Source organism: Paraburkholderia sp. SIMBA_054 (assembly GCF_046534875.1).
GTDB classification, from domain to species: Bacteria; Pseudomonadota; Gammaproteobacteria; order Burkholderiales; family Burkholderiaceae; genus Paraburkholderia; species Paraburkholderia hospita.
In genome coordinates this window covers 397,000-410,696 of sequence record NZ_JAWRXV010000001.1, presented here as the reverse complement: position 1 = coordinate 410,696, position 13,697 = coordinate 397,000, and the positions used below count along the sequence as shown (strand labels likewise).

The following is a 13,697-nucleotide window of genomic DNA, read 5'->3' as shown; positions in this document are numbered from 1 at the left end:
CGCCTCCCCGCGGCGAACAGGGCATACGGCGGTATGTATGCCGCAGACAGCGTTCATTACCGGACACCGCCGATGTTCCGTGGCTCGCCCGTCTGAAGTTTGCCGCTGTGCCAGTCCTCGGCGGTTAGAAGGAGCGGTGCCCACTGCAGATACTCGGCGCGCGTACGCGGGTCGGCAAAAAACCTTTTGAAGTCGCCGGGTGTGTAGGCAGAAATGTTGAGAAGCGCGGTCGCCGGGACTGAAAGTCTTTGATGAACCGGGGTGCCGTGTCGTCGCCCGGATTTTCGCTCCCATGAAAATGTAGCCGCCCGCGCGCGCGGCTTCCAGTTTTCGATCGTCGCGACACGCCCCGGTCCTGGGTCGCCAACGGGCGCGTAGAGGTCGTAGCGATACCGTGGCGCGCCAGTGCGGCCGTCCCGGTCACGCCTGGCGTTCTCCTTTTCTGCTTCGCGGGCCATCCAGAAGTGTTCCTGCCCGACGACCACGCTGCCGACGCCTAGCGAGCGGTTGAGCTCCGCGCGAAAGGCTTCGAAATCGGGCTTCTCACCATGATTGAGCGCGTGGCTTGCGTCATACACGAGCTTGACGGAACGCGCGAAACTCTCGGGACGCCACGTTTGCACGACGGGATGCGGGTGGAGGATCTCCGAGCGATCGAAGAGCCCCTGGATGATCACCGCGACACGGTTATGTTCCTTGATCTGCGCCTCGATGGTCTTCATCACCTCGTCGAAATGGACGTTGCTGCGGTCAAATGGCTCCCACTCACGGGGACGGAAAGTTCCAAAGTCTTTTATGTAGATCCCATCGTCACTGGCACCCGTCCGGTACGGGTTACTGAATGGATCCTCGTCCGGGTTGGCGCGCTTCCATGCTGATGAGCGGGCCTTTTGCTCGCGATACGCAGCGAGATGCTGATCGTACTCAGCCCGCGTGATCAGCTTGTCGACGCTGGTCGCGAACATGCGAACCATCATCGGCTCACCAGCCCGATAGATCGCGCCGTCCGGGAAGATCATCGGCCCGAAGTCCATCTCGCACGAGATACGCCAGACCTGCTCGCCATTGCGAACGTAGAGGAAGGTCAGTTTGTCGGCCTGAGATTCCTGGATGCTGATGAACGTGGCGAGCGGGTCGCCGTGGGTCTCGCGCTCCTTTGCGTTTCGGCGCACGCGCATCGCGACAAGCGTCCGTGGAAATGGGAGTATGCGGTCGCGGTTCTCCGGGCGGCACAGCCAGGCATCAAACTCAGCGACCCCACTGAAGTCCATGCCGCCCGCCTCATACGAGAGCAAGGCCTCTTCGTCCATATACAGGCGGCGCTGCATGACGTGCAGCGGTTCGTCGTGGCCTGCCGGCGAGCCTTCGCAGCATTGCACTGCGCTCTCCGTGAGTCCAGCGTAGAGCCCGAAACTGAAGAGCCGGTCATTGATCGAATCGATCGACTCGCGCAGCGGCACGATCGAAGCTTCCAGGCTTAGCACCGACGCCTGTACCCACTCCGAGAGTCGTTCGTTGGCCTTCTTCAGACCTTCGTGAAGTGCCGGAAGGGTCTGTTCCTTCGCGATGGTCAATTGAGCCTTGTAGGCATTCAGATCGGCCTGGCCCGACAGGGTTACGAGCGCCGATCCCGTCGATTGCCCGGAAGCAGTCGAGGCACCCGCGATCGCGGGAGTCTTTGCCAGACCCAGACGATGCGAAACGCTGCGGATCTCCTCAATGAGGTGTTTCGCCTTCTCGCGCCAGTGTTCGACCCGCGCGGCAATGACGGCTTCGGGATCGGTCTCCCGGCGCAGCGTCGTCCAGTAGCTGTCGAAGTGCACGCGCGTGAACGAGTTGCCGGGGCTGCGGATTTCAACGTAGTTGCTGCCGATCTGCATCGCGCAGCCGAACCACTCGTATGCTTCGCCGCGCTTGCGCCCGTTTTCCTCGTCATCCCACGACGCGACGTCTTTGACCCAGTACCAGGCCCCGAGCTCGAGTTCGTGCGCGTTCCGCTCGACCGTGACTTCGGGCGTGCCCGCAGGGTCAGTCTCAGGGTGAATAAGCTTGGTAACGCTTTTGTCCATTCTCAACTCCGTGGCACAGGGCAACAACCACCGCGCGAGGGCGGTGTCTCGTACGGTTGATTGTGCGATGTCGCCTTGCTGAGTCAAACGCGAAAGCTGGGCCTGGTACATCAACTTCCACGCGCCGCCGGCCACCTGGATCTCAATGGCCAGATAGAGTCGGGGATGCGTCGGCCGACAATTCAGACAGCAACGCATTTGATCGCTGGGGAGGTTGGTACACGTGGCCAAAGTACCCGTCGGCGCAACAAAGCGCTGCATCGGGGAGCAGCTGGATACCGTTCGTGGGACCGGTGATCATCACTACCCGGTCGCGAGGACATATGTGTCGGCTCGTCCCCGGCCACCTTTATAATCCGGCATGAATCGCTTCATCGCTGACGCAGCAAGCTTGCGAGCGCCGGTACCCGTTGTCCGAACCGTCGGTTTGCCGGTCGCCTATACCCCTTCACGCCGTTCACGCCCGACGATCATATGAAAATCCCCAAACGACTGGCACCACTTCTCGAAGAAGGGCTTATCGACGAAGTCATCGGCCAGTTGATGAGCGGCAAGGAAGCAACAGTCTACGTCGTGCGCAGTGGCGAATCGACGCGTTGCGCCAAGGTCTATAAGGACGTGAAGCATCGCAGTTTCCGGCAAGCTGCGTCGTACCGGGACGGTCGCAAGGTCAAGAACAGCCGGCAGGCTCGCGCGATGGAAAAAGGTACGCGCTACGGCCGTGAGATGCAGGAAGCGGCATGGCAGAACGCTGAAGTCGACGCGCTTTTCCGGCTCGCCAACGCGGGTGTCCGCGTGCCGAAACCGTATATCTGTACCGACGGCGTATTGCTGATGGAACTGGTGATCGACGAGGCGGGTGAAGTCGCACCACGGCTTAACGATGTCGATCTGACGGAGGCCCGCGCCCTCGAACTGCACGCGCTGCTGCTGAACCAGGTTGTCCGTATGCTCTGTGCAGGGGTGATTCACGGCGACCTGTCGGAATACAACATCCTGCTGGCTGCGGATGGGCCGGTGATCATTGATCTGCCACAGGCCGTCGACGCTGCTGGAAACAACGAAGCCGCCTCGATGCTCACGCGAGACGTCGACAACCTGGCCGCGTACTTTGGACGGTTTGCACCGCAGTTACTCGGCACAAGTTATGGCACGGAAATCTGGGCGCTCTTCGAAGCAGGGCAACTGCATGTCGACGCCAAACTTACAGGGCGCGTCGAACTGGACACGCGACCCGTAGACCTCGATGGCGTGCTGCTGGAACTTGAAGAGACACGTCTTGAGGAGGATGCGCGCGTACGAGGACGCCAGGAAGTGGGCGCTGGCAGGTAACCCTGCGCGACGTGCTATCTCGCGGATGTCGCCGCCTGGTCTGGAACAGTCATTCGACGCCGGGCCGCAAAATGGCTGACAATCGACCGGAAGAGCCCCGCCATCTCGCAAAAGTCATGAAGCAGCGTGTACGGATCAAACTTGTTCAGAGTCGACAGGCACGGTGTCGTGCGGCCTGCACGGCTGCAGCCGGAACGAAGGCATATCGGGAGGATGACGACAGGTCGCGACTTGCCGCGATCCATGCTCAGCACAAAGAGTTGTTCAAACGTCTAGAAGACGCGTGAGCATGAGTATTCACATGCGGGCCGCATTCCGGGTCGTTGACGCAGCTCCCCAAGGCTGCTCGGAGGCGCAGGACAAGGTTTACTAAAGCCGCAACTGATATTCGACAGAACTCGAGCGGCAAGAACGACCAACGGCGCTCCCGGGCGCCGTTGTCGTGTGTGGGGTTGCCTAACCGCGGCGCCTTAGGCGGCGCGCAAGTGCGAAGGACCCTTGCTGTTGCCTCCGCACGCCTTCGTCAAATGAGAGCGTCGCCGGCAGCGGCGTCACTCCGGAAGAGCGGGGAGGGTGACTGCGTCCACTCTGTATCCGTCGTCCCTGAGCTTCTGGATCAGTCCGTTCTCGCCGGGCAGGTGCATGGCGCCGACAACAATCACGGCATGTCCTTCGTCCAGGAACTGCTTCAGACGGGGCATCCACGCCGCGTTGCGGCCGTCGACCATTATCTTGCTGAATGCCTCGGCATTTCGGGGATCCCCAAGCGACTCGACAAATATCGTGCGTATGGTGTCATAGTCCCCGCGGTTGACCGCGTCGCCGATATCAGCCATCACCTTTCGTGGATCGTGCGCGAGCGCCCACTTGAACGAGAGGTCGGTCAGGTGGGGAGGCACGCTACGTCGGGTTGCCTCGACAGCGGCGTCGTCCTCCAGAAAGCCTTCAGGCACGCTCGCAGGCTTAAAAGACCAGATGACAGTGTCACGGTCGGGCACCCCCGCAACCCGTTCGCACGTCGTATAGGCGATCTGGTTCGCGAACTGTGCGGACGGTCGCCGTAGCAGGGATAGCGCGTCGTCCGTCGTGTATCCCGCGCAGCTTGCACGTTCGAGATACGTGGCGACTTCTTCCTGTGTAAGATTCGCAGCCCACGGAGCGAGCGCGCCGCCCGCCCCCTGGTCGCCGGGCTGGGGCAAGCCCAGGTGCTCGGTCACGTAGCGCCGCGCGCCAGTGAATATCGAAGCATCAGGCTGGAGCATTCCCTTGGCGCTCACGTGAGCAGACCCGATGAGGATGCTCGACTCGCCGTCCGGTGCTGTGACCCGCAGCGCGGGCACACCAGCGTTCGTCGCGGCTTGAGCTACAGGCGCAGCCAGCACGGACAGCACTGCGGCGAACCGCGTAATCCAGGTCTTGATCTTCACTTCGTGTTTCCCTTCTGTTGGTTCAGGTTCGTTGCCACGCGGGCGCGGCCGGGTCGTTGTTGTTTGAATCCGTTTTCCCCTGGTGATCGGTCGTTCTCATGCAATCGCCAGCTCCGACTGTTAAAACGCGGACCAGTCGGGTGTCAGTCCTTTTTCCAGGTGTAGCCCTGATCGTTCCAGAACTCATGACAAATGGCAAAATTTCGGTGGGTTTTCGGTCTAAGCGAGGATGCGGCAAAGACGAGCAACCGCGTCCTTGGCATGTCGGGAGGCCGGCGCCCGGTCGACGACCGATCGACACCATTCGCTCACGTCGTCGCGGTATATCGACGGCCAGCCGACGGAAATTAGCGATGCCTTGGGCAGCAGGCAAATGACGGGCTTCTGATCCGGCTTTTAGCGGCGGTCGGCGTCCCGTGGTATGGGAATCTGGCGCAGGCCCCGGCGCGGCTTCTGGGCGACGGGAAGTGCAGGGTTCTTTAACGCAGACATCATGGTCCAGACATTCACCGGCTCAAGCTCGATCGCGCAATCATCAACGGGACTTTCGGTGCGCTCGATCCTCCTGGATCTCGCCGCGCGCTCGGCCCTTTATCGGATTTCTGGGAAACTCGACGCCGGGCCTTCCTATCTGAGCGAAGGGTGGTGCACGCGTACACATCCTCTGATCGTCCTCAGTGACGGCATTCGTGAAGACGTTGAGATGCTCGCGAGGCGCTGTCGCGAAGCCGGCGACGACGCGCGGCATAGCCCGATCTTCACTCTGATCGAGCATCAGCATGCGTACGCAGAGGCGTACGAGCGCGGCAGACGGGTGGCGCTCGAGGAGCTGACCCCGCGCGCCATCCGCGACGGGATCGGTCGCAGCAATACTCTCACGTGGAACGGCTGGGTCATTGAGGTGACAGGCGAATGTGAGACGGACGATGACTACGGCATGCCGTGCTGGACGTCGGTCGTCGATGTCACGATACAAGGCTCCGCTGATGCACCAGCGACCTTTGTTGATACCGGCAGGGAGACGGCGCATCGCATCTACCGGCATATGACGGGAAAGTCATTTGAGGGAGACGATGCGCTCGCCGTTGATGACCCGTATGCCGAGTCCCATGCTGAGGCACTTTCGGACGGGGCTGAATCAGCGCATGACGCGGACAACGCGGACGGCGGCGCGTGCGGCTATGTCTGCTGAGCCGATCCGGATCACGAGAGCGCGATGAACAGGTTTCATTTCATTGCCCGCGTCGCGAATGACAGATGGCTTGATTCGTTTGACGAACATGGCCGCTACTATGAGCCGCAAACGGGCTTCTGGGCCTCGCGCAATGGGGATGTTCGCGAAGCCGGGACCGGGCGGTGGCACCCCACGGATGAATAGAGTTCCGTCGGCGCCTGCGAAAATAAGGTGGTCGACGCCATCACCGGGTTCGGCGAACCGGGAGCGGTAGCAAAGCGTGGCGGTACTGATGCGCGATGGGGAATTGCGAGCGTCGCCGCCGGCGTCCTGCACCCCGTTCATGGAGCGCTTCCCGCTGGCGGACCACCAGAAGCTCGAACGCAACGTCGGTGGACAACGACGGTAGGAAGGGCCGGCGAGCGTGTTCCGGCGTGCTTCGGGCGCGCTCGCCGGCTGCGAAAGTCAAACTCGTCTTTATGCGCGAGCGCGTGAAGAGACCGGCTAGCCGGGTTGCAGCACCGGCTGGGCCGACGCAAATCGACAGCCGCTTGGGTTTCCTCATTCGGTAGACGGCTGAAGCTTGATGTCTCCATCCGTCATGTCGATCCGATAGATCGGAAACCTGCTCGGCACGGTAACGGTCGTCGCCGCGAATACCTGGCCGAGGCCTCCGACCTTGGCGCGCAGCAGATGTTCACCTGGGTCGAGGTACAGCTCGAGCGATTCGCTAGTGGCGATGGATGCGGTCGGACGGCCGTCGACGGACAGTTCAACCGTGACGCCCGCTGCGAACAGAGAGCCTGCATTGCGGACCACAGTGATTTTCTGGGCGCCCCGTAAAGGCTGTGTCGACTCGATGGCAGTGATTCTGCTTTTTGGAACTGCCTTCGTCTCGGACATTGGAACCAGATGGGTCGCGCAACCGGCGAGCGACAGTGTCAGGACCGCGACGAGCGTGCGAAACATACCCACCCCGCAATTGTTGGAAGGATGAAAGTATGCCGCATTCCGACGCGGTCGCGTGTCCGAATGGGGGCTTAGGCCGTGACCGCGCACATCAAGAATCAGGTGCTAACCCGTTGACTGGTTTTCGAGGTTTGTCGCATCAGGTCGTCGGGTACGAGGCCGTGCCGCGACGGCGTCGGTCCGGAAAGACAGCCATCCCTCCTTCCGTCATGATACGGCCCCCCAGTTGAAACAGACTTCTATGAATTCGGCGCCGGCGCTCTGCCAGCCGACGGTCTGCCATAGTACGTGGCTCAACATCGGCTTGATGTCCTCGCCCATGTCCGCGGCCTGTTCATCAGAAAGTGCCGCACGCAGATGCGCGAGCGGCACCCGCGAGGTAACAAGAAACTTTCCCTGAAGATCGGTAGCGCGCGCCCGGAGGTCGGATTCGAGAGTCTGGCGCAGTGGGTCCCTGCGCGCGAGGCGCAAGAACGGGGTGATCTCTGTTTCGTTCAGAAACACGGGAGTGATCCCGTCGAGGAAATCCAGACTCTGCCCGTCTGCCTTCGAACGCATCGCAAACAGCGTCACGCCGTACACGCCCGTTTCAACGTCGTCGATCGTCAGAATTCCGGTCATGACTCGCTCACCGTCCTGTCAGAGAAGCGGAACATTCAGGGGCGTGCCCTTGATATGAAATTCCGTACTGCCATGGTCGACGAATCCAGCCGTGACGTTTGCCAGGCCGTTCGCCACGAACCACCCGGCGGCGGCGTCCTGCAGGCGGTTCATCAGGTCAACGACCTTGTTCCACTCATCCGCTGTTTCGTTCGCATTGCCGGGCAAGATCCCGTCGAATAACTTCGCCGCGGCGATCTGCTCTATGGCCTTCTGGGCGTCCGCGCTATCGATCACATGGCCGCTTTCTTCGCCTTCGCGCATGCCGTCGATCATTTTCCTGATCGCGATCTGCGCCAGGAAGCGGACGAAGTAGGCGGGCGTCTCGGCCGTGACGCTCGCTGTCTCGAATTGCGTCAGTCCGCTAGCGACAGCCGCATCATAGGCCAACCGACGGCTTGGAAAGCCGGAGACCCATGCGCCTTCGACGCGCCTATAAACGTATGTTTTTTCGCTCATCCTGAATTTCCATGTGATTACTCGGGCTGCTCCGCGTGACGGCACAGCCTATGAATGGTTGGTGCGTGGCGCAGTGTTCAGAAGCGTCATCACGTCGATCGATCGTGTGAATCAGTCGAGGCCTCAAGCTTCGTACCTGCGCGGCTCATCGCGGCGGTGTCAGATCTCCGCAGCGTCCGCGCGAGGCGGCGCGCCGCGTCTAACTGTTGCGCTTGAGCCAGCGCGCGGCAAGTTTAGTCGATCGCACGTGTTCCCAGATACGCGTGCGATGCTGCTCGGTCAGTGTCGCCGCGGCGAGCACACCCTCCCATGAACGCATGGCCGCATCCACCGTCGTGGTGATCGTCTTCGACAATGCGGCTTCCGGCATGCCCCAGTGATTCGCCCACTGCCGCACGACGGCAGGCGAGATCTCGCGCGCTTTGGCGCCGTCGACCAGCTTCAGGCCGTGCCCGGTCGAGCGGTTCCACGCGCTGTAGGCCACGATGTCATAGGCCGGCGACAGTTCAGCGGCGCGCGGCGTGCCGTACAGAAAGCCGAAGTTCTTCAGGTGCGCGTCGGGGTTGCCGATGAGTTCGTTCACCGTCAGTCTGCGCAGCAGTTCATGCACGTCATCTTCACCGCGCACTGAGCGCTTGAGCAGCACAAGCCCGAGATCTGCATAGGAGAGGGAGTACTTGTTCTGCGGCAGGGTCGAGGTGACCTGTGCCATATCCTCGGCATGCAACCGGTGGTTCGGCGTGTTGGCGTCCCGGTCGAAGCGATGCACCAGCAGAAACCGGGTTGAATCTTCCCGCATGGCTTCATGCAACTGGCCGGCTATCGCGGTAAGCGGCAGCAGTTCGTGATCGCACGTGGTCACGCCCGCCGCGCGGGCGAGATCGAGAGAGGCGTGCTCGACCTCGGGCATCTGCGGAAAATCGGACGCTGGCAGCTTGCCGATGAAATGGCCGCCGCTGTTCTTCGAGCGCATCACGTACCGCCCACCCGGCACGCGCACGAGCGCGATCTTGGGCTGAACGCCCGAGAGCGATGTCGACTCGGGCGCGGGCATCTGCGCGGAACTCATCTCGAAGCTGTCATTGCCCTGCGTGAGCAGACGGCCAAGTTCAGTTTCTGTGAGCTTCTCCTGTTGCGCCTGCACGTTCCCCGGCAGATCGGAGCCACAGTATGCGAGCAGCCCCAGGCTGTCGCGCTCCTCGATGCCTGCCTCCTCGACGAGCTGGCGTCGCAATCGACCCTCGGGCAACAGGTTTTCGAAAAAGGGCGGCAGGCCGCGCTTGCCGTCGCCGCGGGTTTCTTCGAGTGCCGGGTCGAGCAGCTGCGATCGCGTCTCGGCTTCGGAATCCCCCTCGAAGGCCTGGGACAGCACGGGGCGCTCTCCCTCGGGCATCATTGCGTAGGCTTCGTCGAAGCGGAAATAGCTGCGGCCGTCGTCGAGCTCGAAGAGCGATCCGACGTTCACCGTGTCCATGACAATGCGCAGGGAACGGACAAGACTCATGAATTGTTCTCGTTGGTTAATGGCGGAAGAAGGACCCGTCTTCGATCCACTGGATGAGGTTCAGGCAGAGGCGGTAGTCGCCGTACGCTACAGCGGCGTCCTGTGTAGCGAGCGGCCCCGCCAGCTGTGCCGTACCGTCGTCCGGCCTGAATCCGTGCTTTTCCTGCAGCGAATCGGCGCGACGCTGGAGGGCCGCGGTCATGTTCGATTTGTTGAAACGCTCGCTCATCGTCGTTCTCTACGCCTCACCCGTGGTGACAAAGGTCGTGAAGAACTCGAACCAGAGCCCCTCGTTGCCGTCGACCATCGTGAGCGGATAGTGCTCTGGAATCTCGGCGACTTTCGCGCGGTATGCCTTCTCGAAACGGTCGACATCCGTGCGAAGCTCTGCGAGAAAACTCTCCAGTGACTGGGCCATGATTCACTCCTGTTGCGCGTGCATTGCGGGTTCGACGGGGCGGTGCTGCTGACCGATCTCATGCCGGCGTTCCTGAGCGTCGCGGAACCGGCGCACCGCGGCGTCCCACTGCTCGCCGATCTGGGCAACGCGCGTGATCTCGTACGCGCGGTCCTCGCAATGCTGGACAAGCTCCATGCCGCCGCGAGACACATCGAACTGGGCCACGGGCTGGCCAAGCAGCATGATTGCCGCCTCGACGATGCGCGCATCGAAACTGCGGCCGCAACTGGTGCCGCCGGCGTCGTAGCCCTGCCACAGGAGACGCAGCAGCAGACGCACGGCGTCCAGTTCCTTGCTGATCCTGCCGGACCGGATGTCGGCCGCGCGCTCAAGCACGATGGCGGGCACAGGGAGGGCTTCCTTGTCGAGCGGGCCGTCGCCGTTCTGACCGTCGAGCATCTGCAGATGCTCGTAGTGATGGTGAAGCTCGGCAAGCTGGCTGATCAGCAGATCGGCGCTCATCCTGTCGCTGGCCTTCTCCGGTTCGGCGCCGTTGACCACGGGACAAGCTTCATCGGCGCGACGATTCCAGGCCGCGACGTCCTCGGGCATGTCCAGATTCAGGAGGGGAAGCTGCTTGCCTTTGCATCCTTCCGTCGCACAGCGCGCGTACGGATTGCTCTTTCGAGCCTTCACCGCGAGCGCATGTCCGCAGAAGGGGCACGGCTTCAGGTACGGTACGTCGACCATCGGCTGATCGATCGATGTGTGGCGGGTATCCATTGCGCTATGCCTCTTCCGTCTCGTCAGTTGCCTCGATGTCCATGAATCCATCGAAGCGCAGTTTCGGGAAGTGCCGGCGCCATGCGCTCAGTTCGCTCTCCATTTCCGCGCGCGACGCGGGCTGTTCGTGTCGCTCACCGTTTTGCGCAGCGAGCATCGCGCGGAACGCCTCCGCGATGGCGGGCCCGAGTCCCGGGCACTGCGTCTGCGCGCCGCCGGACGTCGAGATACGCACGCCTTCGAAGGTGCGGCCGTGTTTGGGCGCAACCTGCACGTACCAGTCGCAGTTGCCGCCCTGAAAAATGACCAGCGTGCGCTGCTCGTCCTCAGGCAGATCGCGGTCGTCGGTCAGATACACCGCTCTGACGGGTGCGTTCATGTTGTTCGTTCTCCCGGTTCTCAGTTCTCATTCTTCGTGCGTGCCGCGCTTGCCGCCCAGCAAGCGCTTAAGCGAGCCGCTGCGCAGGTTCTGATCGCTGTTGACCATTGGCGCGAGCCCGCGCGGCAGGACAGCCAGATCCAGTTCGAGCACATGACAGACCGCCAGCAGCGTGCTGAGCCGGGGATTGCCCGTCCCGGTTTCCAGTTCCCGCAGCGTCAGGCGGCTCACGGACGCCTTCCTTGCGAGTTCGCCGGCGCTCAGCTTGAGCGCTTCGCGTGCCTGCCGGATGTCGGCGCCGAGGGAGGCGGAGGTGGTCATCATAGTAACCAATTGAGCTAGATGGTAAGTATGGTAACACGGTAAGTATTCTGATCAAATTGGTTAAATGATCGGTATAGTTACCAAATGATGCCGTGTGGGCGCTCCCGGACGCCCCGGCGGCGCGCCGCCTGACTGGTGGCTCAGCGCGTCCGCGCAGCCGGCGCAGAAAGCACTGGCGCCTACCGGCCAACCAGGCGCGCACGTGCGAGCACGAAGTTGCAGCGCAGAGGGGAGGAGCGAGCCGCGAATGAAAGCCGAATCCGGCCTGAAAGTCGTGCCCTTTTGGGCGCGCGCGAGAGATTTGATCCGCCACAGTAGAGGCTCGATATTGCGGCCGTCACGAATTCGACGGGTCATCGACGGAAGGTCACCGGAATCATCATGCTCGACTACGTAAAACTCTCGGGTGAGGCGTTCGCGCTGCTTCCCGCTATCCCGCTTTGCTATGCGATCTATCGCGTGTTCCGGCCATCCGCGGATGACGTTAAGCGCGAGCTTGCCGGTTCACCGCAGGCGATGACGAAGACGGAGAAGGCGTTTCATGCTCGTCTGGTAGAAGCCTTGCCGCGCGAACGGGTTTTTCCGCACCGCCAGCTGACCGGCGTGATCAGGATGATTGCGACGGGTGTGCCGCTCGCGAAAAGTCCCGATGCCACGGACCGGATGCAATACGGCATCTACACGAACGAGGAAGACCTGCTCGTCATCGTGGAGCTTGTTGGCACAGATGAAGACAGGAAGGGCAACGAGCGGGATGCCCCGCACGCGGCAACCGGCGTGCGCATTGTCCGGTTCAGGCAAGACGGTATGCCGGGCATCGAAGCAATCCGCGCGGCGGTATTCCCGCGCGACGCCGGCGCGCTGGCGCCAAGAGGTTAAGCACGTGGCGTGCAGGCGGGCGCGCAGGTTAACTGCCCGCGCCACCTGCGGACTGTTTGTCTGTCGCCCCTGAACATCACCATCTCGCAACCGATAAAGGGTGTGTCCTCGTCATCTACGCCGGAATATGCGTATTCGTGCTGGTTGACGCGCTGCGCCCGCGGCGCGCTACCGGCCAACCATCGTAGGCAGAAAAACACATGCATGAACAGACTACCTCGTTTGCCTTTCGCACTGCGCGCGCGCTGATGGACGTCTCACTCGCTCTCGCGACGGAGGAGCCCTTCAGTGCGACCGCGCGCGCAACCGCCCAACGTGCGAGGTACGTGCTCGATATCGAGGGCGGCGCGAGCAGCCTCGCATACTCGGCGGGCGAACGCCTGATGCTCTACGTCGGTGATATGCAGTGGTTGTCCACGATGATTTACGGCAACCCGGAGATGGGAGCGAGCCTGCGCGAGCGAGGCCATTTGCTTCCCTCGGAATATGACCTCACGAAGCTCGCCAGAGAGATGGATGAAGCGCGCGATCGGCTGAGCGCTGCTGCACGGCGGCCGCGCGATGAAGCCGACGAGCTCGAGTTCATGGCCCGCCGGCTGGAGGCGATTGGAGCAGACGACACCCATCGCGTGGCAGAACTCGCACGGAAGGCCGAAACGACGCTTCGCGCGGCCGACGGCAAGCGGGCGGTGGTGTTCGCCGATCTCCAGCTCTTCGAATCCATCTGGGCGGGCGTGTCGCGCGCCCTCGATCGCGGCCGGTTCGCGCCGGAGCACCGCGACACGCTGTGCGCACTCGAAAAGGAACTCGCGGGCTACGTTTATGGGCAGCGTCTCGCCGCAGGCACGCTGGTGCGCCGCGAACCCAATGTCTCCGCCGACAGGGCGCCAGCGCCGCGTGGATTGATTGGCGCGCTGGCACGATACATCCACGGTCTGGCGCGGATCTGACGTTGCCCGAAGCGGTGGGCACTGAACGTTTCCCGTCGGCAACCGATAAGTCAGTTACGCGGCGCTCTTCTGGCGTCGCAATTCTCAATTCTGTACGAGGACAAAAATGAAACTCAGCAGCTTGCCTGTTGTCGTCGCCGGCATCCTGATGAATGTGGGTGGTCTGGTAATGATCGGACAGCCGGCTTCCCCCAGTCTTGTCACCTTCGCAGGCACTACGCTGAGGGTCGATCAACACTTGACGGTCGCCTGCGTTCTCCTCGTCGCAGGCGCGTTTCTGACCCTGGTGGGCACCAAAATCATAGCGCCCATGGAGAAGCATCCCCGTTCACGCGCTCGCCGGCGTTCAGATTGAACATCTTCAGGCGACGGTGACCCGTCGTCTGCC

The 13,697-nt window shown here is 62.1% G+C and carries 17 protein-coding genes; 5 read left to right on the top strand and 12 right to left on the bottom strand.

Annotation, left to right across the window (positions count from 1 at the left end):
* Positions 1 to 56: 56 nt before the first annotated feature.
* Positions 57 to 2,069, bottom strand: coding sequence for a hypothetical protein (locus tag SB822_RS02400; protein ID WP_410854022.1), 2,013 nt, complete (start codon positions 2,067 to 2,069; stop codon positions 57 to 59).
* A gap of 474 nt (positions 2,070 to 2,543) precedes the next feature.
* Between SB822_RS02400 and SB822_RS02395 the strand changes: the two genes are divergently transcribed.
* A complete protein-coding gene (locus tag SB822_RS02395; RefSeq protein ID WP_410854021.1) occupies positions 2,544 to 3,401 on the top strand; it encodes a PA4780 family RIO1-like protein kinase in 858 nt (285 codons plus the stop codon).
* A gap of 551 nt (positions 3,402 to 3,952) precedes the next feature.
* Here SB822_RS02395 and SB822_RS02390 read toward each other — a convergent pair.
* Complete coding sequence (locus tag SB822_RS02390) at positions 3,953 to 4,828, bottom strand: TraB/GumN family protein (RefSeq protein ID WP_410854020.1); 876 nt, start codon at positions 4,826 to 4,828, stop codon at positions 3,953 to 3,955.
* 493 nt (positions 4,829 to 5,321) lie between these two features.
* Between SB822_RS02390 and SB822_RS02385 the strand changes: the two genes are divergently transcribed.
* Entirely contained in the window at positions 5,322 to 6,020 is a 699-nt protein-coding gene (locus tag SB822_RS02385; protein ID WP_410854019.1) for a hypothetical protein, read from the top strand.
* Here the strand turns inward: SB822_RS02385 and SB822_RS02380 are convergent.
* The 10 genes from SB822_RS02380 to SB822_RS02335 all read right to left on the bottom strand — a co-directional run bounded on the left by SB822_RS02380 (position 5,967) and on the right by SB822_RS02335 (position 11,480).
* Positions 5,967 to 6,347 carry a hypothetical protein gene (locus tag SB822_RS02380; protein WP_410854018.1) on the bottom strand — a complete coding sequence of 127 codons (381 nt, stop codon included), beginning with the start codon at positions 6,345 to 6,347 and terminating at the stop codon, positions 5,967 to 5,969. The genes SB822_RS02385 and SB822_RS02380 overlap by 54 nt on opposite strands.
* Before the next feature lie 216 nt (positions 6,348 to 6,563).
* Positions 6,564 to 6,971, bottom strand: coding sequence for a hypothetical protein (locus SB822_RS02375; protein ID WP_410854017.1), 408 nt, complete (start codon positions 6,969 to 6,971; stop codon positions 6,564 to 6,566).
* Positions 6,972 to 7,178: 207 nt separating this feature from the next.
* A complete protein-coding gene (locus SB822_RS02370; protein ID WP_410854016.1) occupies positions 7,179 to 7,592 on the bottom strand; it encodes a hypothetical protein in 414 nt (137 codons plus the stop codon).
* Positions 7,593 to 7,610: 18 nt separating this feature from the next.
* Positions 7,611 to 7,907, bottom strand: coding sequence for a hypothetical protein (locus SB822_RS02365; protein ID WP_410854015.1), 297 nt, complete (start codon positions 7,905 to 7,907; stop codon positions 7,611 to 7,613).
* Between the two features lie 382 nt (positions 7,908 to 8,289).
* Entirely contained in the window at positions 8,290 to 9,594 is a 1,305-nt protein-coding gene (locus SB822_RS02360; protein ID WP_410854014.1) for a type II toxin-antitoxin system HipA family toxin, read from the bottom strand.
* Positions 9,595 to 9,610: 16 nt separating this feature from the next.
* Positions 9,611 to 9,823 (bottom strand): hypothetical protein, encoded by a 213-nt coding sequence (locus SB822_RS02355; protein ID WP_410854013.1) that lies wholly within the window; start codon positions 9,821 to 9,823, stop codon positions 9,611 to 9,613.
* A 9-nt stretch (positions 9,824 to 9,832) separates the two neighbouring features.
* A complete protein-coding gene (locus tag SB822_RS02350; RefSeq protein WP_410854012.1) occupies positions 9,833 to 10,012 on the bottom strand; it encodes a hypothetical protein in 180 nt (59 codons plus the stop codon).
* Positions 10,013 to 10,015: 3 nt separating this feature from the next.
* Positions 10,016 to 10,777 carry a hypothetical protein gene (locus SB822_RS02345; protein WP_410854011.1) on the bottom strand — a complete coding sequence of 254 codons (762 nt, stop codon included), beginning with the start codon at positions 10,775 to 10,777 and terminating at the stop codon, positions 10,016 to 10,018.
* 4 nt (positions 10,778 to 10,781) lie between these two features.
* On the bottom strand, positions 10,782 to 11,156 hold the full coding sequence (locus SB822_RS02340) for a hypothetical protein (RefSeq protein ID WP_410854010.1): 375 nt from the start codon (positions 11,154 to 11,156) through the stop codon (positions 10,782 to 10,784).
* Positions 11,157 to 11,183: 27 nt separating this feature from the next.
* Entirely contained in the window at positions 11,184 to 11,480 is a 297-nt protein-coding gene (locus SB822_RS02335) for a helix-turn-helix transcriptional regulator (protein ID WP_410854009.1), read from the bottom strand.
* 381 nt (positions 11,481 to 11,861) lie between these two features.
* Between SB822_RS02335 and SB822_RS02330 the strand changes: the two genes are divergently transcribed.
* The 3 genes from SB822_RS02330 to SB822_RS02320 all read left to right on the top strand — a co-directional run bounded on the left by SB822_RS02330 (position 11,862) and on the right by SB822_RS02320 (position 13,664).
* Complete coding sequence (locus SB822_RS02330) at positions 11,862 to 12,359, top strand: hypothetical protein (RefSeq protein WP_410854008.1); 498 nt, start codon at positions 11,862 to 11,864, stop codon at positions 12,357 to 12,359.
* 326 nt (positions 12,360 to 12,685) lie between these two features.
* Complete coding sequence (locus SB822_RS02325) at positions 12,686 to 13,309, top strand: hypothetical protein (protein ID WP_410854007.1); 624 nt, start codon at positions 12,686 to 12,688, stop codon at positions 13,307 to 13,309.
* A gap of 106 nt (positions 13,310 to 13,415) precedes the next feature.
* On the top strand, positions 13,416 to 13,664 hold the full coding sequence (locus SB822_RS02320; RefSeq protein WP_410854006.1) for a hypothetical protein: 249 nt from the start codon (positions 13,416 to 13,418) through the stop codon (positions 13,662 to 13,664).
* Positions 13,665 to 13,697: the final 33 nt, after the last annotated feature.